The sequence below is a fragment of the Mycolicibacter sinensis genome (genome assembly GCF_001667375.1).
Taxonomy (GTDB): Bacteria; Actinomycetota; Actinomycetes; order Mycobacteriales; family Mycobacteriaceae; genus Mycobacterium; species Mycobacterium sinense_A.
This window is the reverse complement of record NZ_LZIN01000038.1, coordinates 187510-208338: the sequence shown is the minus strand read 5'-3', so window position 1 is coordinate 208338 and position 20829 is coordinate 187510. Positions and strand designations below refer to the sequence as shown.

Annotated in this window: 19 protein-coding genes and 1 tRNA gene; 8 read left to right on the top strand and 12 right to left on the bottom strand. The window is 68.0% G+C overall.

Going from position 1 to position 20829, the window contains the following annotated elements:
• On the bottom strand, window positions 1-234 hold the full coding sequence (locus A5771_RS08650) for a hypothetical protein (protein ID WP_428844394.1): 234 nt from the start codon (window positions 232-234) through the stop codon (window positions 1-3).
• A 401-nt stretch (window positions 235-635) separates the two neighbouring features.
• On the opposite strand from A5771_RS08650, the gene A5771_RS08645 reads away from it, so the two are divergent.
• A tRNA-Met gene (locus A5771_RS08645) sits at window positions 636-709 on the top strand.
• A 134-nt stretch (window positions 710-843) separates the two neighbouring features.
• The gene (locus tag A5771_RS08640) at window positions 844-2121 is read left to right on the top strand and encodes an APC family permease (protein WP_064854826.1); all 1278 of its coding nucleotides are present in this window, start codon (window positions 844-846) and stop codon (window positions 2119-2121) included.
• 22 nt (window positions 2122-2143) lie between these two features.
• On the opposite strand, the gene A5771_RS08635 is transcribed toward A5771_RS08640, so the two are convergent.
• The 4 genes from A5771_RS08635 to A5771_RS08620 all read right to left on the bottom strand — a co-directional run bounded on the left by A5771_RS08635 (window position 2144) and on the right by A5771_RS08620 (window position 7022).
• On the bottom strand, window positions 2144-3550 hold the full coding sequence (locus A5771_RS08635; RefSeq protein ID WP_064854781.1) for a TIGR00366 family protein: 1407 nt from the start codon (window positions 3548-3550) through the stop codon (window positions 2144-2146).
• Window positions 3551-3575: 25 nt separating this feature from the next.
• Window positions 3576-4163 (bottom strand): TetR/AcrR family transcriptional regulator, encoded by a 588-nt coding sequence (locus A5771_RS08630; RefSeq protein WP_064854780.1) that lies wholly within the window; start codon window positions 4161-4163, stop codon window positions 3576-3578.
• Window positions 4160-5986 (bottom strand): flavin-containing monooxygenase, encoded by a 1827-nt coding sequence (locus A5771_RS08625; RefSeq protein WP_064854779.1) that lies wholly within the window; start codon window positions 5984-5986, stop codon window positions 4160-4162. Before A5771_RS08625 ends, A5771_RS08630 begins: the two co-directional genes overlap by 4 nt.
• Before the next feature lie 118 nt (window positions 5987-6104).
• Window positions 6105-7022 carry an alpha/beta hydrolase gene (locus tag A5771_RS08620; RefSeq protein WP_064854778.1) on the bottom strand — a complete coding sequence of 306 codons (918 nt, stop codon included), beginning with the start codon at window positions 7020-7022 and terminating at the stop codon, window positions 6105-6107.
• Window positions 7023-7100: 78 nt separating this feature from the next.
• Here A5771_RS08620 and A5771_RS08615 point away from each other — a divergent pair, with 78 nt between their 5' ends.
• Window positions 7101-7484 (top strand): MerR family transcriptional regulator, encoded by a 384-nt coding sequence (locus A5771_RS08615; RefSeq protein WP_064854777.1) that lies wholly within the window; start codon window positions 7101-7103, stop codon window positions 7482-7484.
• An 82-nt stretch (window positions 7485-7566) separates the two neighbouring features.
• Here A5771_RS08615 and A5771_RS08610 read toward each other — a convergent pair whose 3' ends face one another.
• Window positions 7567-8544 (bottom strand): NADPH:quinone oxidoreductase family protein, encoded by a 978-nt coding sequence (locus A5771_RS08610; RefSeq protein WP_064854776.1) that lies wholly within the window; start codon window positions 8542-8544, stop codon window positions 7567-7569.
• A gap of 103 nt (window positions 8545-8647) precedes the next feature.
• Here A5771_RS08610 and A5771_RS08605 point away from each other — a divergent pair, with 103 nt between their 5' ends.
• Window positions 8648-9634 carry an alpha/beta fold hydrolase gene (locus A5771_RS08605; protein ID WP_064854775.1) on the top strand — a complete coding sequence of 329 codons (987 nt, stop codon included), beginning with the start codon at window positions 8648-8650 and terminating at the stop codon, window positions 9632-9634.
• A gap of 5 nt (window positions 9635-9639) precedes the next feature.
• Window positions 9640-10638: a TIGR03617 family F420-dependent LLM class oxidoreductase gene (locus tag A5771_RS08600; protein ID WP_064854774.1), complete on the top strand. Its 999-nt coding sequence runs from the start codon at window positions 9640-9642 to the stop codon at window positions 10636-10638.
• On the opposite strand, the gene A5771_RS08595 is transcribed toward A5771_RS08600, so the two are convergent.
• Together A5771_RS08595 and A5771_RS08590 are read right to left on the bottom strand one after the other, a co-directional pair.
• Window positions 10635-11750, bottom strand: coding sequence for a hypothetical protein (locus tag A5771_RS08595; RefSeq protein ID WP_064854773.1), 1116 nt, complete (start codon window positions 11748-11750; stop codon window positions 10635-10637). The two genes, A5771_RS08600 and A5771_RS08595, sit on opposite strands and share 4 nt — an antisense overlap.
• On the bottom strand, window positions 11750-12889 hold the full coding sequence (locus A5771_RS08590) for a phosphotransferase family protein (protein ID WP_064854772.1): 1140 nt from the start codon (window positions 12887-12889) through the stop codon (window positions 11750-11752). Before A5771_RS08590 ends, A5771_RS08595 begins: the two co-directional genes overlap by 1 nt.
• Window positions 12890-12934: 45 nt before the next feature.
• Between A5771_RS08590 and A5771_RS08585 the strand changes: the two genes are divergently transcribed.
• The 3 genes from A5771_RS08585 to A5771_RS08575 are packed head-to-tail and all read left to right on the top strand — an operon-like array spanning window position 12935 to window position 15214.
• Window positions 12935-13534 (top strand): TetR/AcrR family transcriptional regulator, encoded by a 600-nt coding sequence (locus A5771_RS08585; protein WP_064854771.1) that lies wholly within the window; start codon window positions 12935-12937, stop codon window positions 13532-13534.
• A 4-nt stretch (window positions 13535-13538) separates the two neighbouring features.
• Window positions 13539-14225 (top strand): PIG-L deacetylase family protein, encoded by a 687-nt coding sequence (locus A5771_RS08580; protein ID WP_064854770.1) that lies wholly within the window; start codon window positions 13539-13541, stop codon window positions 14223-14225.
• Entirely contained in the window at window positions 14222-15214 is a 993-nt protein-coding gene (locus A5771_RS08575; protein ID WP_064854769.1) for a Gfo/Idh/MocA family protein, read from the top strand. The genes A5771_RS08580 and A5771_RS08575 overlap by 4 nt, the downstream gene beginning before the upstream one ends.
• Before the next feature lie 8 nt (window positions 15215-15222).
• Here the strand turns inward: A5771_RS08575 and A5771_RS08570 are convergent, their stop codons facing one another.
• The 4 genes from A5771_RS08570 to nuoL are packed head-to-tail and all read right to left on the bottom strand — an operon-like array spanning window position 15223 to window position 20820.
• Window positions 15223-15711 (bottom strand): flavin reductase family protein, encoded by a 489-nt coding sequence (locus A5771_RS08570; protein WP_064854768.1) that lies wholly within the window; start codon window positions 15709-15711, stop codon window positions 15223-15225.
• A gap of 27 nt (window positions 15712-15738) precedes the next feature.
• Window positions 15739-17322, bottom strand: a complete 1584-nt coding sequence (nuoN, locus tag A5771_RS08565) for an NADH-quinone oxidoreductase subunit NuoN (protein ID WP_064854767.1) — start codon at window positions 17320-17322, stop codon at window positions 15739-15741.
• A 1-nt stretch (window position 17323) separates the two neighbouring features.
• Window positions 17324-18880 (bottom strand): NADH-quinone oxidoreductase subunit M, encoded by a 1557-nt coding sequence (locus tag A5771_RS08560; RefSeq protein ID WP_064854766.1) that lies wholly within the window; start codon window positions 18878-18880, stop codon window positions 17324-17326.
• A gap of 2 nt (window positions 18881-18882) precedes the next feature.
• Window positions 18883-20820 carry an NADH-quinone oxidoreductase subunit L gene (gene nuoL / locus A5771_RS08555; RefSeq protein WP_064854825.1) on the bottom strand — a complete coding sequence of 646 codons (1938 nt, stop codon included), beginning with the start codon at window positions 20818-20820 and terminating at the stop codon, window positions 18883-18885.
• Window positions 20821-20829: the final 9 nt, after the last annotated feature.

Below are 20829 nucleotides of genomic sequence, written 5' to 3'. Positions count from 1 at the left end.
TCACTGCATGCAGACGTCTGCGACCAGCAGCACCGGCCACGACACGATCGACCCGAGGAAGGACACCACCAGGTCCACGCCCTGCATCTCGTGCAGGTGAGCGGTGTGCGTCAAGGACCAGAGCAAGCCGATGATCAGGTAGGGCGTGCCGAGGATCAGGCCCAGGCCGATGAGTTCACCGACGCTCATCCGATAGCTGAGCAGCCGGCCGATGTTATTGACGATTCCGGGCATCCGTCGTTTCTCCCAGTGCTGTGGCCCTGCGCCGCACCGAGGGAATGTGACGCAGGGCGCAGCTGGCGCTGCGGATGCAGCATGGCACAGCAGGCGTAGCCCCGCAAGGGAAAAGTTAATTTCGATCCGCGGTCGTTTGCGCGCGGCAGGAGCTGAAAAGGCCTGCAGAGCGCGTGGTATGGCTGGGACGATAAGGCGAAGTTATCAGCAATACGGTGCCTGCTGGCCGCGGTATGCGGTGCCGACGGGCCACCTCGGCGGCGGCCGTGGAGCTGCGGCGGGCCGGGCGCACGGTTCTGGGCGCCCGCTTTGGTTAGTTAATTGTGATTACGCCCATTTTGGGCGCCCGGTTGAGGCGATTTGGCGCCTTGGCCCGCGTTCGGTAGCCTCGTAGATACCGACGCGGGGTGGAGCAGCTCGGTAGCTCGCTGGGCTCATAACCCAGAGGTCGCAGGTTCGAATCCTGTCCCCGCTACTAGTGAGAACGGCCCCCGGAGAACACTCCGGGGGCCGTTGTCATTTCCGATACGACGCACGTCTGGGAACATTCACTGATCGATTGTCGATGTGTCCGCGTAGTGGGGATCATCAATGCCGGACGAGCCGGAGATGCCAACGCCCGGTGCTGAACCGGCCACGCCGGCGACCTTGCGGCGCCAGTTGGGTGTGTTCGACGCAGTGCTGATCGGACTGGGGTCGATGGTCGGGGCCGGAATCTTCGTTGCCTTGGCTCCGGCGGCCCGGGCAGCCGGCGAGGCCCTGGTGGTGGGGCTGGCGATCGCGGCGGTGATCGCATACTGCAATGCCACCTCCTCGGCACGTTTGGCGGCGGTGTATCCGACCTCGGGCGGCACGTATGTGTATGGGCGGGAGCGCCTGGGCCCCTTCTGGGGTTACCTGGCCGGCTGGGGCTTCGTAGTCGGCAAGACCGCGTCGTGTGCGGCGATGGCGTTGACGGTCGGGTTCTATGCGTGGCCGGCGCATCCGCACGCCGTCGCGGTGGCCGCGGTGGTGGCGTTGACCGCAGTGAACGTGGTGGGTGTGCAGAAGTCGGCATGGCTGACCCGGGTGATCGTGGCTGTCGTGCTGGCGGTGCTGGCCGCGGTGATCGTCACCGCGCTCGGCGCCCGAGGAGGCCCGCTCGTGGTGGCCACCGTGCCCTCGGCGCCGGTGGGGGGAGTGCTTCAGGCGGCGGGACTCCTTTTCTTCGCGTTCGCCGGCTACGCGCGCATCGCCACGTTGGGTGAAGAGGTACGTGACCCCGCCCGCACCATTCCCCGGGCGATCCCGACGGCTCTGGGCATCACGCTGGTGGTTTATACGCTCGTCGCAATCTCGGCATTGGAGGTGCTTGGCTCGCAACGTCTTGCGGAATCGTCGGCACCGTTGGCGCAGATCGTGACCGATGCCGGCGCACCCTGGTTGGCTCCGGCGGTTCGAGTCGGCGCGGTGGTCGCGGCAACGGGGTCGCTGCTGGCGCTGATCTTGGGGGTGTCACGCACGACGCTGGCAATGGCCCGCGACCGATATCTACCGCCGGTGCTGGCAGCGGTGCATCCGCGATTCGGGGTGCCCCACCGCGCTGAGCTGGTCGTAGGGGTCGTGGTGGCCATCGTGGCGGCCACGACCGATATCCGGGGCGCGATCGGTTTCTCGTCGTTCGCCGTACTGGTCTATTACGCGGTAGCGAACGCCGCTGCCTGGACCCTGTCGGCCGGGGAACACCGTCCACCACGGCTGGTCCCGATCATCGGGCTGGCCGGGTGCGTGATCGTGGCATTCGCCTTGCCGCTCTCGTCGATCCTGGCTGGACTCGCAGTGTTCGCCGTCGGAATCGCCGCCTACGGTGCGCGGCGGTTCGGCGCGGTCAGCGGCAGGAACCGGTAGCGGGCGAAGCCCGAAACCCTACTCACACCATCCACGGCGCAACCAACGTCATCGCGCCCATCACCGCCAGCCCGACCACGAACGCGACGACCGTAAAACCCATCACCTGACGGACATTGAGCTTGGCGATCGCCAGCAGGGGCAGCAGCCAGAACGGCTGGATCATGTTCGCCACGCCCTCACCGACGGCTACGGCCATGGAGATCAACCCGAGATAGGCCGGCGAGTGCTGGCCGATCGCCAGCGCCGAGTCGACCGCGACCGGCCCCTGCACCGCCCAGTGCCCACCGCCGGAGGGCACGAACAGGCTGATGATCACCGAGCCGAGGAACGTCAGGAACGGCAGCGTGTACTGCGTCGCGCCGTTCACCAGCATCTGGGCCAGCAGCGTCTGCAGCGGCTCGGCGTCCTCGGCGCCCCGGTAGGCGAGAAGTCCGACCAGGCCGCCGTAGAGCGGATATTGCAACAGCAGCGGCCCGGATACCTTCGCAGCGCCGGTGAACGCCCGGATGAACCGGATCGGCGTGCGGTGCAGCAGCGCACTGGTGACGGTGAACAGCATGATCATCGAGGAGATGTTCAGCGCGAAACCACTCATCACGAAATACGCGATGCCCGCGGCGAACACCAGCACGTTGAGGATCCACAGGTTCTCCAGCCATTCGGCGAACGTCTTGGCGTCCTGCGGCTCGAGCGGCTGATCGTCGTCCTCGAAGACCGCGGGGTCCGGTGCCAGGCGCTCGGACGGCTCCATCCGCCACACCGCGAGCGCGAGCACCGCCAGCACGATGATCACGGACAGCCAGCTGTAGGGCTGGAAAATGGTGTGGCGCAACGGCACGATGAATCCGGTGATCCGGTGGATCACGTTGATCGGGCTGCCGGCATCGGTGTTCGCCAGCGCGATCGACGAGGAAAGTCCCTGTGTCCAGACGATGAAGCCCATGAATGCCGCGGCGATCAGGTAGCCGAAATGCGAGTCGGGGAAACGCCGTGCGACCTGTCGGGCGACCAGCGCACCGGCCACCAGGCCCAGGCCCCAGTTCAGCAGGGACAGCACCGCACTGACGGCAAAGCACAGCAGCGCCGCCTGGGCCTGGTTGCGCGGCATGGCCGCGACTCGGCCGATCGCCCGCTTGAGCACCGGCGCCTCGGCCAGCGTGTAGCCGGTCACCAGGATCAGCACCATCTGGAAGGCGAAGGTGAAGATGTTCTCCGACCCCCACACCCCGCTGTACCAGGCGCTCACCATGCCGTCAGCCGACGCTCCGCGCACCAGCACGGCGACCAGCCCGGCGACGATGAGGGTGAGGATCACCGCGAACAGATACGGATCGGGCATCAGGCGTTCGACGTAGCGGACGCTCAGCCCGGTGAGCGACTGCATGACGCCGCGACGTTTGGTCTGCTGCGCCGAGTTCGTCGTCATGGGGTGGCCCCTTCCCTGGAACGTCTCAGCGCATGGTGGCGTGCAGGGCGTCGGTCATCGCCTCGATGGCGGCCTCGCGCTCTAACGGCCAACCGTCGACCAGCCACAGATGCATGAAGGAGTCGACCATGGTGTACATCATCGCGATGGCCAGCCGCAGCTGCGCCTCGGTGGCACCGGGCATGGCGTCGGCCTCGATCCACTCGGTGACGTTGGCCTCCATGGTGGCTCGGTGCGCCGCGGCGAATTCGGGGTCGGCCGCGCGCGCCTGGTGCAGGGCGGTGTAGAGCTGCGGTGCGGAGGTGTAGAAGTCGACCACCTTCTCAAAGAAGGCTCGGATCGACGGCCGTCCCGAGCGGCCGCCGCGCGGGGCATCCTGCTGGTCCCACACGGTCATCCGGGTGTTGCGCAGCTCGCGCAGCACCGCCGCCTTCGAGTCGAAATGCAGGTAGAACGTCGCCCGCCCGATCCCGGCTCGGCGCACGATGTCATCGACGGTCACCGCGACGTAGCCACGTTCGGCGAAGGCCTCCAGGGCGGCGGCCATGATGTGGTCGCGGGTCATGATGCGGTGCCGGTCGCGCATCGTGAGTTTCGGCGCGGCGGAGGTCATTTGAGGATCACACCCTCCAGCTGGCCGGTGGAGCGCCAGGCGCTGAGCATCTCGAAGAACTCGACGGGCTTGCCGCCGAAGTTGGTCGACAGCATGCCGTGCGGATTCTCCCGATCCCCCTCGGAACTCAGGTAACTCGGCGTGCACTCGGCGTAGAAGGCCCGGGGCTTCTCCGACGCCGCCTCCATCGCGGCCAGCCAGTGCTCCTCGGCGGCCTTGGTGGCCTCGATGGTGCTCGCGCCGCGCTGCACGAACGTGCTGACCAGGTAGGCGAAATGGCGGGCCCGTTCCTCGGCGGTGTGGGTGTAGTTGGGGGAGACCCCGGATTGGGTGTAGCCGAGGAAGAAGCAGTTGGGGAAGCCGTGGGTCTGCAGGCCGTGCAGCGTCCGCATGCCCTTGGCCCACTTGTCACTCAGGCGCACGCCGTCGCGGCCGATGATCTCGAAGCCGAGCCGGCGGGTGAACTCGGTGCCCACCTCGAAGCCGGTTGCGAAAACCAGTGCGTCGACTTCGTATTCAACGCCGTCGACGACGACGGCGGTCTCGGTGAACCGCTCGACGCCGCTTCCGTCGGTGTCGACCAACGTGACATTGGTCCGGTTGAATGTGTCGAGGTACTGGTCGTGGTAGCCGGGACGCTTGCAGTTCAGCCGGTACCACGGCTTGAGCGATTCGGCGGTCTTGGGATCGCGAACGGTTTCATCGATTCGTGCGCGCAGCTGTTCCATCGCCTCATAGTCGGCGCGGAACAAGAAGTCCGCGATCTCGGTGGGCGTCATCTCGCGGCCGAGGCGCCGGGTCTCCCGGATCACCGCGGATTCGCTCAGTTGCAGGGCCTTCTGCGTCCAGCCGTCGTCGGTGAGATCGAGGTCCATCTCCACACCACAGGTGACGCGGGTGAAGTTCTCCATCCGCTCGCGTTGCCAGCCGGGCTTCAGACTTGCCGCCCACTGCGGGTCGGTGGGGCGATTGCCGCGCACCGAGACGGTGCTCGGGGTCCGCTGGAATACGTAGAGCTGCTGGGCCCACTCACCGAGGTGCGGAATGCACTGCAGCCCAGTCGAACCGGTGCCGATGACGCCGACCCGCTTGTCGGCCAGCGCGGTCAACCCACCGAATTCGTCGCCGCCGGTGTAGCCGAAGTCCCAGCGGCTGGTGTGGAAGGTGTGCCCGCGGAACTCGTTGATGCCCGGGATGCCCGGCAGTTTCGGCCGGGTGAGCGACCCCGGCGAAACGGCGACCACCGTCGCGGTGAACGCGTCGCCGCGATCGGTGCTGATCTGCCAGCGGTTGGCCGACTCGTCCCAGCGCAAGCCGGTGACAGTGGTGCCCAGCAATGCGTTGTCGTACAGGCGATAGTGCTTGGCGACGTTCTGCAGGTGCTCGCGGATCTCCGGGCCGTGCGCGTAGCGCTCGGTGGGAACGTAGTTCAGCTCTTCGAGCAGCGGCAGATAGATGTAGGACTCCACGTCGCACTGCACACCGGGGTAGCGGTTCCAGTACCAGGTGCCGCCGAAGTCGCCGGCGGTGTCGATCATCCGGATGTCGTCGATGCCGGATTCCTGCAGCCGGGCGGCAGCGAGCAGGCTACCCAGACCGGCGCCGATGATCGCCACCTGGACGTGGTCGTGCACCGGGTCGCGTTCGGTGCGCTCGGTCCACGGGTCGTCGGCATAGTGCGAGAAATCCGCGGTGACCTCGATGAACTGGCTCACCGCGTCGGGTCGCAGCCGCTTGTCGCGTTCGAGCGCGTACTTGGCCCGTATCCACTCGGGGTCGTAGCCCGCCGGTTGAGGGTCCAGGGAAGCCGCCGTAGCTGGCATCGCGTCGTGCTCCTCGCATCATCCGATCTCGCTGGACATAGCGTCCAGTGAACAGACTAGGCGATATTTTGCCAGACACAACGTCTACGGCAGCGGTCGACGCAGCTCCCGGTCTGCGCTACGACGCCAGCGCGGCCGCGATGTCGTCGAGCGCCCGGTCGGCCTCGTCGAACGGCCAGCGGATGAATTCGTGGATCATGCCGTCGTAGCGATTGACGCTGACGCGAACTCCCGCCTGGCGCAGTCGCGCACCGTACTGTTCGCCCTCATCGCGCAGTGCGTCGAATTCGGCGGTGACGATGAACGCCGGCGGCAGCTGGTGCAGGCTGGGGGCCAGCAGCGGCGAGACGTATTCCTCGAGCTTCTGGTGCTCGCCGGCGAGGTAGTGGTCCATGAACCACTGCTGGGTCGCCCGGCTGATGTTGCCGTACTTGCCGGCGAACTCCCGGATCGAGACGTTCGATCGCCGAAAATCCACGTCGGGGTAGATCAGAACCTGATGGGCGATAGCGGGCCCGCCGGTGTCGCGGGCCATCAGGGCGACTACGGCAGCCAGGTTTCCCCCCGCACTGTCACCGGCGACGGCGATGTTCGTGCCGTCGCCGCCGAAGTCGACGGCGTGGTCGGCCACCCAGGTCGTGGCCGCGAAGCCGGCGTTGATCGCTGCCGGGTATTTGTGTTCGGGGGCCAGCGGATAGTCGACGGAGACGACGACCCGGCCGGTGCGGTTTGCCAGTGCCCGGGCCAGTCCGTCGTGGGTGTCGAGGTCGCCGAGCACGAAGCCGCCGCCGTGGAAGAAGACGATGACCGGGCGTGACTCGTCGGGCTGCGGGTGATAGATCCGGACCGGCAGATCGCCGGCTTGCGTCGCGATGATGCGATCCCGAACGCTGGCGACGGACTCGCCGGTGCCCAGGCTCTGGGTCAGCAGGCCCATGGCGTGTCGGACCTGTTGGGGAGCGAAGGTGTGCAGGTCGGCGAAGTTGGTGCCGGCCAAGCGGTCGAGGTGGTCTTGGGCCTGTGGGTGGAGTGGCATGACGTCGGATTCCTTTCCTTGCGGGCGGTTCCTCGCTAGTCTCTGACTTGAACCGCACTTCAAGTCAAGGAGAAGGCCATGCTGGACATCGCCGAAGTGGCCACCCGGTCCGGCTTGGCGTCATCGGCGCTGAGGTTCTATGAGCGGCGGGGGCTGATCAGCTCGGGCGAACGCAACGGCCTGCGCCGCACCTACGAACCCGCGGTGCTCGACCGGCTCGCGCTGATCAGCTGCGCCAAGGCGGCCGGGTTCACCCTTGCCCAGATCGAGCGGTTCCTACGGGCCACGCCCAGCGACACCGAATTGCGGGCGCGAATGGCCGAGAAGGCCCACCAACTCGACGAGGAGATCGCCCGGCTCACCCGGATGCGCGACAGCCTCATCCATGCCGTGACCTGCACCCACGCCCCGCTGGTCGAGTGCCCGGAGTTCAAGGCGCGCATTGCCGATGCCGACACGTAGCCCCATGCCGCACCAATGTCATCGGCGTCGACCCACCCGCGTTCGACTACTTCGCACCGGGCACGCACGACGACCCAGCGGCCTAGTCGCGCATCCGCAGCACGACTTTGCCGGCCGCGGTGCGGTTCTCCAGTGCGGCCAGCGCATCGGCGGCCTGCTCCAGGGCGAACACCTCCGGTTGCGGCGCGGACACCGTCCCGGAGGCCAACAGCTGCTCCAGCGTGGACCACTGCCGCTCCAGCTCGCCCGGATGCGACATCACCCACGCGCCCCAGCCGACCCCGACCACGTCGATGTTGTTGAGCAGCAGCCGATTCACCTTCACCGTCGGAATCTCACCGCCGGTGAACCCCACTACCAGCAGTTTGCCGCCGGGGGCCAGCGAACGCAGCGAGTCGGTGAACCGGTCACCGCCGACCGGGTCGAGCACCAGATCCACTCCCTTGCCGCCGGTCAGCTCGGCGACCGCCTCGCGGAACCCGTCGGCCGGCACCGTGTCGGTGGCACCGGCGGCCCGGGCCACCTCGGCCTTGGCGGGGGTGGAGACCACGGCGATCACCCGCGATGCCCCCAGCGGACCGGCCAGCCGCAGCGTCGAGGTGCCGATGCCGCCGGCGGCGCCGTGCACCAGCACCGTGGCGCCCTCTGTCAACTGGCCGCGCGTGGTCAGTGCGAACAGCACGGTGAGGTCATTGAACAGCAGCCCGGCCCCGGCCTCGAACGACACCGTATCGGGCAGCTTGAACACCTGGGCGGCGGGCAGCGCGATCACCTGCGCCATCGCGCCGTTGAGCATGGTCAGGGCCGCCACCCGGTCACCGGCGCGGACATGGGCGCCGGGCGGGGCGCTGCGCACCACCCCGGCGGCCTCCCCGCCCGGTATGAACGGCAGTTCGGGTTTGTGCTGGTAGAGACCGCGGGACTGCAGCACATCGGGAAACGCCACCCCGGCGGCGTGGACGTCGATGACGACGGCCCCGTCGTGGCCGGTCGGCTCGTCGAGGTCGACCAGCCGGGCGGCGCCCGGTCCATCGAGCTGAGATATCTGTACCGCGCGCATGGCGCCCCCTTCGTCAGGTGGAGAGCAGTGGCCTACCGAAAACCTAGACCACGACGCTAGACTCGCGGTGCGGCAGCGTTGCCGCATCTCCGATGGAGTGGCAATGAGTTCTCAAAGGTCTGATCGGCGGCGTAGTGGTGTCGACAGGTTTCCGGCGGCGTTGCCGTCCGGCCGCACCATGGCGGTCCGGGCAGCCGACGGAACCCGCCTGCACGCCGAGGTCTTCGGCCCACCCGATGGTTACCCGATCGTGCTGGCGCACGGCATCACCTGCTCCCTCCGGGTCTGGGGCCATCAGATCGCCGACCTGACCCGCGAGTATCGGGTGATCGCCTACGACCACCGCGGCCACGGGCGCAGCGAGGTGCCCAAGCGCGGCGGGTACAGCCTGACGCATCTGGCCTCCGATCTCGACTCGGTGCTGGAAGCCGCCCTGGAGCCGGGCGAGCGCGCGGTGATCGCCGGGCACTCGATGGGTGGAATCGCCATCAGCGCCTGGTCGGACCGGTACCGGCACCGGGTCGCCCAGCGCGCCGACGCGGTCGCACTGATCAACACCACCACCGGTGACCTGCTTGCGCACGTCGACCTGTTCCGGGTGCCGCCACCCCTGCACCGGACCCGGGTACAGGCGGCGCGCCGGGTGCTGCTGACCTTCGGCAGCGTGCCGATCGTGGGACCGGCGAACCTGGCGGTACGGCAGTTCGTGCACATGCTCGCCGTCGGTGGTGAGGCCGATGCCTCTGTCGCACCGCTGATCTGCGAGCTTTTCGCCAAGACCCCCGCGGCCAGCCGCGGTCACTGGGTGCGGGCGCTCGTCGACTCGCTCGGCCCCTCGCACATCAGTCTGGAGGGCCTGACGGTCCCGACCCTGGTCATCGGCAGCACCCGCGACCGGCTGCTGCCGATCGTCGCATCGCATCGGATCGCCTCGGCCGCACCCAATCTCGTCCGGTTCGTCGAGATGAGCGGGGGACACTGCTCGATCCTCGAGCACCCCGACGCGGTGAACCGCGAGCTGCGTGACCTCGTGGAGCTGGCCACCGGATCCGTTGACGGCCTCGTGGCCGATCGCGAAATCAGCTCCTGACGGCGTTGAAGGTCCTCACCGCGCTGAGCGGACTGACCGGCGTCGTCGAGCAGGCGGGCGAACTGCGCGACGCCGGTGTACACGGGGTGTTCACGTTCGAGGGCCCCCATGACGTGTTCGCGCCGCTGACGCTGGCGGCCGGCGTGGGCGGGCTGGATTTGATGACCAACGTCGCGATCGCCTTCCCGCGCAACCCGATCCATCTGGCGCATCAGGCCAATGACCATCAGCTGCTCAGCGGTGGGCGGTTCGTCCTGGGGTTGGGCACCCAGGTGCGCGCCCAGATCGAAAAGCGGTTCGGCGCCGACTTCGACCACCCGGTGCAGCGCATGGTCGAGCTGATCGCAGCGTTACGGGCGATCTTCGACTCCTGGGACACCGGCGCCCGCTTGGATTTTCGTGGCGACTACTACCGCCACACCCTGATGACCCCGACGTTCAGTCCCGGGCCGAACCCGCACGGCGCCCCGCCGATCTTCCTCGGCGCATTAGGGCCCCGGCTGACCCGGGCGGCTGCCGAGCACGCCGATGGTCTGTTGGTGATGCCGTTCTCCACCAAGCGATTCCTGCACCAGGTCACGATGACCGCCGTGCGCGCCGGGCTGCAACGCGCCGGCCGGCGCGAAGAGGAGTTCGCCGTGGTGCCCGAAGTCATCGTGGCCACCGGGGCCACCGACGCCGAGCGGGAGGCCGCCGAAGCCGCCACCCGGATGCTGCTCGGCTTCTACGCGTCGACTCCCGCCTATGCGCCGGTGCTGGCCGAACACGGCTGGCAGGAGCTGCAGCCCGAACTGAACGCGTTGTCCAAACAGGGCCGCTGGTCGCAGATGGGTGCGTTGATCGACGACGAGGTGTTGCACACCATCGCCGCCTGCGGCACGCCGGCGCAGGTGGCCGCGCACATCCGTGAGCGGGTCGAGGGCATCTCCGACACCGTATGCGTCTACCAGGCCGCGCCGGTCGCCCCGGCGCTGATCGGCGAGATCGTCACCAACCTCGCTTAAGGCGCCATGGTGACCCAGTCGGGGAACCCGGTCGGGTCGTGCCGGCCCAGTACACCATGCTCGTAGAGGCCCCAGCCCTCCACCGGGGCGGCGTCGCCGTCGCGGCACACCGCCCGCCCCACGTGGTCGATCATCCCGAAGCTGGTGCGCCCGAGGACGCCGGGATCGGTCATGTCGTAGGTCAGCCGCTCGGTGAACTTCTCGCCCTTCCATTCCCCGTGCAGCCAGTCGCTGTCGCCGCCGTAGCCGCCGCCGACGTGAATCGGCACCGGCAGTTTGGATTCCACCTCGAAGACCACCGGGGTGCCGTCGGGCCGGGTCGCTTCGATGGTGGCCCCGGTGGCGATGCGGGTACCGGAGCGGTAGCGGGTGGAGACCCGCGGCCAGCCGAGCTGTTCGACCCTGCCGTCGCGCCAGATCCGGGTGCAGTCGTTGAGCGAACGGAATCCGTCGGGCTCCTCCTGGATGATCATCACCACCGCGAAGTCGTCGAACGCGATCGGCACGTACAGCCACCACATGCCGTCGAACGGCGGGTCGGCGGGCCGGCCGGCCGGTTCGCGTTCGCCGACCGGGCGAATACCCCAGGACCGGTCGCGCGATCCGATCCAGACCGACGGGTCGACGGCGATCTGTTCGCCGTCGATGACGATCTGCCCACTCCAGGAGCCCAGTTGGGCGAAGCGCTGCGCGTCCAGCGTCACCCGGGTACCGGTGCGCAGGATGTGCCGCTGCTCCTGCACCACGTCGAACAGGCCCTCCCAGCGCAGGTCCAGCGCGATGCCCTCGGTCTCGTCCATGACCACCCGCAGCGAACGCAATGGGTCGGTAACCTCCACCCGATAGCTGCCGACGTGCTGGTTGAGCCGGTCGGAGTCGATGGCGTCGGAGAGGTGCACCGCGGTCTGGGTGTCACCGCGGCGGACCAGCACGAAGGCGTCCTTCACGCCGAGGTTGGGGTAGTAGCCGCACCCGGTGATCAAGAAGATGTCCCCGGAGCGGTCGTGGGCGTTCAGGTAGCACCGGTCGTAGAAGTTGCGGTCCGAGGAGCCCGGCCAGGCGATCGGTTGCGGCAGTTGGTGAACCGGGTATTCGTCGAGAGGTCCCAGCATCAGTTCTGTTCTCCGATCAGCTTTTTCAGCAATCCTGCGTGGTAGAAGAGGGCTTCGGGATTGTCGGGCTTCTCCATCTCCCCGAAGTGCACTCGGCGGGCCCCGGTGCGCATGAACACAATCGCCCACATCAGGCCCGCGTAGACGTAGAACCAGTGCAGGTCGCCCAGTTCGACGCCGGTGAGTCGCTGGTAGCCGGCCCGGACGTCCTCTTCGCGCAGCACCTGCGGCAGGCCGGGCAATCCGGCCAGCCCGGCGAGTTCCTCGAACACCAGGTGCGCGAAGATCACCCAGGACACGTCCAGTTCGCGCGGCCCAAGCGCCACCATCTCCCAGTCCAGCACGGCGACCGGGCGGAAGTCGCGGTAGAGTACGTTGCCGATCCGGGAGTCGCCCCAGCACAGCACCGTCTCGCCGGCGGCCGCGTCGGCCGGCCAGTTCGCCTCCAGCCAGGCGATAGTGCGGTCCAGCAGGGGCGAGCGGCCGATGTCGGGTACCGCGAACTCATACCAGTCGCGGATGTGGGCGAAGTGCCGCTGCAGCGTGGACTCGCCGCTGCGTCGCTCGTCGAGAAAGTCGAACGTCGTTGCGGCATCCGGGATCTGGTGCAGCTTGGCCAGTACCTCGATGGTGGCGTCCTGCAGGGTCCGTTGCTGTTCGGCGGCGGCGTCGGCGAACCAGTTGCCACCGAAGGTATAGGGCATGACGTCGGGGGGCACCTGGCCGTCGATGCGGTCCATCAAGAAGAACGGCCGGCCCAGGACCTCTCCGGTGGGTTCGATCCAGCGGACCTTGGGCACCGGGACGTCGGTGAGTTCCCCGACGCGTCGCATCACCTCGAACTGATGGTCCAACCGGTAGGTCTTGAACACCGGGATGTCTTCGCCGGCCGGGGCCACCCGCATCACCCAGCGCTGCTCGACCGGGGTGCCGTCGGCGATCCAGCGGCCGGTGAGCATGATCGTCTCCGACGACATGCCGTTGGTGTCGACGCCGCTTTCCACGGTGATCTCCGGCGTGGCCCCGCTGGGCAGCTGCGTCGCAAGCCAGCGAGACATTACCGTGGGCAAGGTGGTGACATCACGGCTGGAACGCTGGATCCGGCCAACATCTCGTTCCACAGTCGGTTGGTCGACCATGGTTGCATCCTCCGTCACACTAATTACGATACGACAGGTAGCGTTATGAAAGCAGAACCTTCATCGGTTGACAAGGGACCCGGGGCCGGGCGGCCCCGTGATCCCCGTATCGACGCTGCCATATTGAAGGCCGCCGCGGAACTGGTTGTCGAGGTCGGGTATTCGAATTTGAGCCTGGCGGCCGTCGCCGAGCGGGCCGGCACGACCAAGACCGCGCTGTACCGCCGCTGGCCCAGCAAGGCCGAACTGGTGCACGAGGCCGCCTTCTCGGTGCCGCCGACGGCGGTGACCGCGCCGCCGGGGGATGTGGCCGGCGACCTGCGGGCGATGATGGCCGGTGCGCGCGATGCGTTCACCAGCCCGGTGGTGCGGGCCGCCTTGCCCGGCCTGATCGCCGACATGGCCGGCAATGCCGAGCTGACCGCCCGCATCCTCGAGCGATTCGCGGGCTTGTTCGAGGTGATGCGCGGATGGGTGGCCGATTCGGTGCGCCGCGGTGACGCGCGTGATGTCGATCCCGGCCGGTTGGTCGAATTGATCGGCGGCGCAACCCTGTTGGGCATGCTGTTGCGCCCCGACGATGATCTCGGCGGGGATTGGGTGGAACGGATCGCCGACATCATCGCCCACGGTGTGATGGCATAACCCGATGTCCGCCTCGACCGAACCGCAGCCCTTCCCGGCCGACTGGGCATCGCTTCTGGTGCTGGTGCCGCATCCCGACGATCCCGAGTACGGCACCGCTGCTGCGGTCGTCAAGTGGACCGCCGCCGGCAAGACCGTCCGCTACGCGCTGGCCAGCCGCGGCGAGGCCGGCATCGCCGGGATGGATCCGCAGCAGGCCGGGCCGATCCGGGAGGCCGAGCAACGGCGAGCGGCGGCCATCGTGGGCGTGCCGGACGTCGACTTCTGGGACTTCCCCGACAGCAACATCCGCAACACGCCGGCGTTACGCGCCAAGATTGCCTCGGTGCTTGCCGACGTCCGTCCCGACGTGGTCGTGGCGATCTACGGCGGCGCGCACTTCGCGCCGGGTGCCCCCAACCAAACCGACCACATCGAGTTCGCCGCCGCGGTCACCGACGTCTGGGACGCGCTGGACAACCCGCCGCGCTGGCTGTTCCAGAACGGGCCGGCGCCCACCCACGTCGAGATCGTGGACGGCTACCTCGACACCGCGGTGGATTCGCTGGCCGCGCACGAGGTCTACCTATCGGTGCTGGATCCGAAGACTCCGGTGCGCGAGCAGGCGCGGGCGGTGATCGACATGACCAGCGCGGAGCTGGCCGGCCGGCGGGTGGCCGGTTTCATCCTGGAAAGGACCACGGACCGATGACCCCCTCCAGACTGCGGATCGGGGTGCTCGGTGCGGCGCGGATCACCCCGATATCGCTGCTCAAACCCGCAGCCGATAACCCCGAGGTGGTGGTCGGCGCGGTTGCGGCCCGCGATGGCGGACGTGCCCGCGCCTTTGCGCGCAAGCACGGCATCGGCCGGGTGCACGATGGCTACGACGACCTGATCGCCGATCCGGACATCGACGCGGTCTACAACCCGCTGCCCAACAACCTGCACGGGCGCTGGACCCGCGCGGCGCTGACTGCCGGCAAACATGTGCTGTGCGAGAAGCCGTTCACCGCCAACGCCGTCGAAGCCCGCGAGATCGCCGAGGTGGCCGCCGCAACCGGCCGGGTGGTGATGGAGGCGTTCCACTACCGGTATCACCCGATGACGTTGCGCATCGAGGAGATCATCGCCTCGGGGGAGTTGGGCACGCTGCGGCGGGTGGACGCCGCGCTGAGCTTCCCGCTGCCGCGGTTCTCCGATATCCGCTACGACTTCTCGCTTGCCGGCGGCGCGTTGATGGACGCCGGCTGTTATGCGGTGCACATGGCCCGCACCTTCGGCAGGGCAACCCCGGAAGTCGTTTCGGCACAGGCGAAGCTGCGCGATCCGCAGATTGATCGCGCCATGACGGCACAGTTGCGGTTCCCGGCCGGACACACCGGGTCGATCCGCTGCTCACTGTGGTCGACGAACCTGCTGCAGGTCAGTGCTCGGGTAATCGGCGATCGGGGGGAGCTACGGGCGTTCAACCCGCTGATGCCCCAGTACCTGCACCGGCTGCGGGTGCACTCCCAGCACGGCAAGCGCGTCGAACGCTTCACCCACCGGGCCTCCTACGCCTTTCAGCTCGACGCGTTCGCCGACGCGGTGCTGCGCGGCGCACCGGTGCGCACCACGCCGGCGGACGCGATCGAGAACATGACCGTCATCGACGCGATCTACCAGGCTGCCGGCCTGCCGGTGCGCCGGCCGAGCTGAGCTCCAAGTCAGGCGTCGTGGCCGGGCTCGATGTCGCCGACGTCGGAGAACGCCAGCAGCCGCCCGGCCGGGCGGGAGGCATGCCCGGCGACGGGCTCCAACAGGTAGCCCAGATGGTCGCCGAGCTCGATACGGCTCAGCGTCTTGCCGACGAACCAGGCCGCGGCGTCATCGAGGATCGGCATACCCGCGGGGCCGGTGTGCCAGCTGCAGTGCTGGAACTTGTCGGTGTCGTCGCCGGTCTGGCCGCCGAACAGCCGGGCGAGCTCAAGGCTGCGGCGTTCCAGCACATGAACGGCCAGGTGCCGCGAGCGCGCCGCCACCCCGAAGGTGTGATTGCGCTTGGATATCCCGACCAGAAACCGCGGCGGCTGCAAGCTGGTCTGGGTGGCGAACCCGACCAGGCAGCCCGAGCGATGCCCGGTGGCCTCGGTCGTCACCACGAACATGCTGTAGTCCAGCATCGCGGCCAGGCGCTCGAATGATTGGTCGTCCATCAGTCCATGATGACCATCATCGAGCGGCTACCGGGCGAATATCGTCGCGGCGTGCACCAGGTCGAGCAACGGCTGCGGGAACACGCCGAGCCCGATGGTGACCGCGGCGCACAGCGCGATCGCCGCCTTGCTCCAGACGCTGGGCAGCACCAGTTGCGGCGGATCGGCGGGGGAGTCGGTGAAAAACATCAGCACGATCACCCGGACGTAGAAGTAGGCGGCGACGCCGCTGGTGACCACGCCGATCACCACCAGCGGGACGGCGTCGCCCTCCGCGGCGGCCTTGAAGACCGCGAACTTGCTGACGAAGCCGCTGGTCAACGGAATACCCGCGAAGGCCAGCAGGAACATTGAGAACAGAAGTCCCACAACGGGATAGCGCTGCCCCAGACCGGCCCACCGGGACATGTCCAGCTCTTCCTCGCCGCCCGAGCCGCGGATCAGGTTCACAACCGCGAAGGCGCCCACCGTGGAGAAACTGTAGGCCACCAGATAGAACAGCGTCGAGGAGACACCGGCCGGGATCGCGGCCAGCACGCCGGTCAGCACGAAGCCCACGTGGGCGATCGAGGAGTAGGCGAGCATCCGCTTGATCTCGGTCTGGGTGATCGCCGCGATGGTCGCGACCACCATGGTCAGCACCGAGATCAGCCACAGCAGCGGACGCCACTGGTCGTGCAGGGCCGGCAGTGCCACATAGACGATCCGCAGCATCGCCCCGAATGCGGCGACCTTGGTGGCGGCCGCCATGAATCCGGTGATCGGTGTGGGCGCGCCGACATAGACGTCGGGCACCCAGGAGTGAAACGGTACGGCGCCGACCTTGAAGAACAGCCCCACCAACAACAGCCCGGCGCCGATCAGCGCCAGCGGATCGCGGCTGTGGGCGAACAACTGCTCGCCGATTTCAGGCAGTGCCAGCGATGCCGTCGCGCCATAGATCAGGGCCGCGCCGAACAGGAACAGCGCCGAGGAGAACGCGCCCAGCAGAAAGTATTTCAGCGCCGCTTCCTGCGATAGCAGGCGACGATAGCGGGCCAGCCCGCACAGCAGATACAGCGGCAGCGAGAGCACTTCCAGGGCCACGAACATGGTGACCAGGTCGTTGGCCGCGGGGAACACCAGCATGCCGCCGACCGCCAGCACGGTCAGCGGGAACACCTCGGTCTGGGTGAACCCGCTGCGGGCGGCGTCGAGTTCGGCGGCGCTGCCCGGGACCGCGGACGCCTGCGGGGTGAACGAATCCAGCCCCCGGGGCGTGGCGGTGGCGGCGCCCGGTCCCTCGGTGGCGCCGACGTTGCGTTCGGCGATGAAGACGACGGCCATGATCCCGACCAGCAGTATCGTGCCCTGCAGCACCAGCACCGGCCGGTCGACCGCCACCGCGCCCAGCACCGCGGTGTGGCCGGCGGCCGGCAAATCCCGGCCCACGGCGACGATGGCGGCGAACGCGGCGGTCAGTCCGCCGGCGGCCAGCAGGACCTGCACCAGGTAGCGCGCCCGCCGTGCCACGAACGCCTCGAAGAGCACGCCGGTGACCGCGGTGCCGAAGACGATCAGCAGTGGCAGCAGAAGGTCGTATTCGATGTGGGGTGTTGGCATGCCCGACATGTCAGTGCGCCCCCTCAGCGGTCAGCGGTGCCGGGTCGGTCTGGCCGATCGTGGTCAAGGTGTGCTCGACGCCCGGGTTGATGATGTCCAGCACCGGTTTCGGGTAGAAGCCCAGGAACAGCAGCAGCGCGAGCAGCGGTGCGACGACGACGAGTTCGCGCGGCACCAGATCGCGGATGCGTTCGTTGCCGGCGGTGACCGGGCCGGTCATCACCCGCTGGTAGAGCCACAGCATGTAGATCGATGACAGCACCAGTGCGGTGGTGCCGATCGTCGCCGCCAGCCAGTACCGGTTGAAAGTGCCCAGCAATACCAGGAATTCGCTGATAAACGGGGCGAGTCCGGGCAGCGACAGGGTGGCCATCGCCGCGACCATGAAGGTGCCGGCCATGACGGGGGCCACCTTCTGTACGCCGCCGTAGTCGGCGATCGACCGGGTGCCGCCGCGCCGGGAGATCAAGAACCCGGCGATCAGGAACAGTGCCGCAGTGGACAGCCCGTGGTTGAGCATGTACAGCGTCGACCCGCTCTGGCCCTGGCTGGTCATCACGAAGATCCCCAGGATGATGAAGCCGAAGTGCGAGATAGACGTGTAGGCGATCAGCCGCATGATGTCGCGCTGGCCGATCGCCACCATCGCGCCGTAGACCACCCCGATCACCGCCAGCACGATGATGGCCGGGCGGAAATACGTTGAGGCGTCCGGGAACAGCTGCAGGCAGTAGCGCAGCATGCCGAAGGTGCCCACCTTGTCCATGACCGCCATCATCAGCACCGCGGTGGCGGGGGTGGATTCCACCGCCGCGTCGGGCAGCCACCGGTGCAGCGGCCACAGCGGAGCCTTGACCGCGAACGCGAACATGAAACCGGCGAACAGCAGCTTGAGCACACCCGGGTCCACGGTGGTGGTCGCCGAGGAGAACAGCGAGACCAGTTCGCGGAAGTCGAAGGTGCCCCCCGAGGAGCCCTCCCGGGCGCTCACCACGTACACGCCGATCACCGCGGCCAGCATGATCAGGCCGCCGAACAGGTTGTACAGCAGGAATTTCAAGGCCGCTTGCGAGCGTTTGGCGCCGTTGCCGAAGCCGCCGATCATGAAGTACATCGGGATCAGCATCGCCTCGAAGAACACGTAGAACAGCAGCACATCCAGCGAGACCAGCGAGATCAGCACCATCGCCTCGACGGTCAGCGTCAGCGCGGCGAAGGCGTGCGGGCCGCGGGTGCGTTCACCGCCGTCATTCCAGCCGGCCAGCATCAGCAGCGGCACCAGGCCGGCGGTCAGCAGCGCCAGCACCACCGCGATTCCGTCCACGCCGAGGGTGTAGCTAGCCCCGAACGCCGGTATCCAGGAATGGGATTCGACGAACTGGTAGGGCGCGGCGACGGGCGTGGTGTCGAAGCCGACGGTGACCACGATCGCCACCGCCAGCGTCACCAGGCTCACCAACAGGCCGGTCCACTTCGCCAGCCGCGCGGCCCCGGCCGGCAACACGATGACCAGGCCGGCGCCGACCAACGGCAGCAGCCACAGCAGGCTCAGCCAGGGCAGGTTCATGTTCACAGTTGCACCGCCAGCACTACCACCACGACCAGCACCGTGCCGGCCAGCATCGTCAGTGCATAGGAGCGCACGAAGCCGGTCTGCACGCGGCGCATCAGATACGACCCGATCGCCACCAGCCCGGCCAGGGCGTTGACCGAACCGTCCACCGCCCGGTCGTCGACTTCGACCAGGCCTTGCGCCAGTCGGTTACCCGGACGCATGAACACCTCCTCGTTGAAGGCATCGCCGTAGAGATACTGGCGGGCCGCCACCGTCAGCGGCGACACATCGGTAGGTGCCGTGACCGGTATCGGTTTGCGGCCGTACAGGCGGTAGGCGACCCCGGCGCCGAGCAGCACGATGCCCAGGGTGATGGCACCGGTGAGCCAGGCCGGAATGGCGTGCGCCGTCTCGTGGGCCGCACCGGCCACCGGGCTCACCACCGGTTCCAGCCAGTGCTCCAGGCGCCCGCCGATGGCCAGCGCGGCGCCGGAGACCACTGCGCCGGCCGCCAGCACGATCATCGGCCAGGTCATCACCCGCGGAGATTCGTGCGGGTGCTGCAGTGCCCGCTCCGCGCTCACCTCGCTCTCTTCGGCGGCCCAGCGGCGTTCGCCGCCGAACGTCATCAGCATCACCCGGGTCATGTAGAAGGCGGTGATGCCCGCACCCAGGATCGTCACCGCGCCCAGGATCCAGCCTCGGGTTCCGCCGGTGGCCAGTGCGGCCTCGATGATGGCGTCCTTGGAGTAGAAGCCGGCGAACGGCGGCACCCCGATGATCGCCAGGTAGCAGATACCGAACGTCACGAACGTCACCGGCATGAAGGCGCGCAACGCGCCGTAGCGGCGCATGTCCTGCTCGTCGTTCATCCCGTGCATCACTGAACCCGAACCCAGGAACAGCCCGGCTTTGAAGAAGCCGTGGGTGAGCAGGTGCAGGATCGCGACGGCATAGCCGGCCGGGCCGAGCCCCGCGGCCAGCACCATGTAACCGATCTGGCTGACGGTGGAGGCGGCCAGCGCCCGCTTGATGTCGTCTTTGGCGCAGCCGATGATCGCACCGAAGAGCAGCGTGACCGCACCCACCACCACCACCGCCAGCCGGGCGTCGGCCGACAGGTCGTACACCGGGCCGGAGCGCACGATCAGGTACACCCCGGCGGTCACCATGGTGGCGGCATGGATGAGCGCCGACACCGGGGTGGGACCCTCCATCGCGTCGAACAACCAGGCCTGCAGCGGGACCTGGGCGGACTTGGCGCACGCCCCCAGCAGCAGCAGCAAGCCGATCGCGGTGGTGAGTCCGCTGGGTCCGGCGTCGCCGACCGCGCTGAACAATCCGTCGAAGGACAGTGTGCCGAAGCCGGCGAACATGGCGAACATCGCCAGCGACAACCCGAAGTCGCCGACCCGGTTGGACACGAACGCCTTCTTGCCGGCGGCCGCGGCAACCGGCCGGGCGTACCAGAACCCGATCAGCAGGTAGGACGCCAGGCCGACGCCTTCCCAGCCTACGTAGAGGCCCAGGTAGTTGTCGGCCACGACCAGCAGCAGCATCGACGCGACGAACAGGTTCAGGTAGGCGAAGAACCGTCGGCGATCGGGGTCTGCAGCCATGTAGCCGATCGAGTAGATGTGGATCAACGCGCCCACGCCACTGATCAGCAGCACGAAGCAGATCGACAGCGGGTCGATCAGCACCCCGAAGTCGACCTGCAGGGCGCCGACCGGAACCCAGCTGAACAGGTGGGTGTGGATCGCCCGGTCCTCGCCCGGCCGGCCCAGCATGTCGGCCAGCAGCGCCAGTCCGATCCCGAACGACCCGAGGACGGTGGCAGAGCCCAGCAGGTGCCCCCACCGGTCGGTCCGCCGCCCGCCGAGCAACAGGATCAGCGCGCCGGCCGCCGGCAGGGCTACCAGCAGCCAGCTCAGCTGGCTCAGATTCGTCATTGAGCTTCC

Bases quoted from the DNA above. Each gene is read 5' to 3' on its own strand.
- A5771_RS08650 (WP_428844394.1), bottom strand. From the start codon at position 234: ATGCCCGGAATCGTCAATAACATCGGCCGGCTGCTCAGCTATCGGATG.
- A5771_RS08640 (WP_064854826.1), top strand. From the start codon at position 844: ATGCCAACGCCCGGTGCTGAACCGGCCACGCCGGCGACCTTGCGGCGC.
- A5771_RS08635 (WP_064854781.1), bottom strand. From the start codon at position 3,550: ATGACGACGAACTCGGCGCAGCAGACCAAACGTCGCGGCGTCATGCAG.
- A5771_RS08630 (WP_064854780.1), bottom strand. From the start codon at position 4,163: ATGACCTCCGCCGCGCCGAAACTCACGATGCGCGACCGGCACCGCATC.
- A5771_RS08625 (WP_064854779.1), bottom strand. From the start codon at position 5,986: ATGCCAGCTACGGCGGCTTCCCTGGACCCTCAACCGGCGGGCTACGAC.
- A5771_RS08620 (WP_064854778.1), bottom strand. From the start codon at position 7,022: ATGCCACTCCACCCACAGGCCCAAGACCACCTCGACCGCTTGGCCGGC.
- A5771_RS08615 (WP_064854777.1), top strand. From the start codon at position 7,101: ATGCTGGACATCGCCGAAGTGGCCACCCGGTCCGGCTTGGCGTCATCG.
- A5771_RS08610 (WP_064854776.1), bottom strand. From the start codon at position 8,544: ATGCGCGCGGTACAGATATCTCAGCTCGATGGACCGGGCGCCGCCCGG.
- A5771_RS08605 (WP_064854775.1), top strand. From the start codon at position 8,648: ATGAGTTCTCAAAGGTCTGATCGGCGGCGTAGTGGTGTCGACAGGTTT.
- A5771_RS08595 (WP_064854773.1), bottom strand. From the start codon at position 11,750: ATGCTGGGACCTCTCGACGAATACCCGGTTCACCAACTGCCGCAACCG.
- A5771_RS08590 (WP_064854772.1), bottom strand. From the start codon at position 12,889: ATGGTCGACCAACCGACTGTGGAACGAGATGTTGGCCGGATCCAGCGT.
- A5771_RS08585 (WP_064854771.1), top strand. From the start codon at position 12,935: ATGAAAGCAGAACCTTCATCGGTTGACAAGGGACCCGGGGCCGGGCGG.
- A5771_RS08580 (WP_064854770.1), top strand. From the start codon at position 13,539: ATGTCCGCCTCGACCGAACCGCAGCCCTTCCCGGCCGACTGGGCATCG.
- A5771_RS08575 (WP_064854769.1), top strand. From the start codon at position 14,222: ATGACCCCCTCCAGACTGCGGATCGGGGTGCTCGGTGCGGCGCGGATC.
- A5771_RS08570 (WP_064854768.1), bottom strand. From the start codon at position 15,711: ATGGACGACCAATCATTCGAGCGCCTGGCCGCGATGCTGGACTACAGC.
- nuoN (WP_064854767.1), bottom strand. From the start codon at position 17,322: ATGTCGGGCATGCCAACACCCCACATCGAATACGACCTTCTGCTGCCA.
- A5771_RS08560 (WP_064854766.1), bottom strand. From the start codon at position 18,880: ATGAACCTGCCCTGGCTGAGCCTGCTGTGGCTGCTGCCGTTGGTCGGC.
- nuoL (WP_064854825.1), bottom strand. From the start codon at position 20,820: ATGACGAATCTGAGCCAGCTGAGCTGGCTGCTGGTAGCCCTGCCGGCG.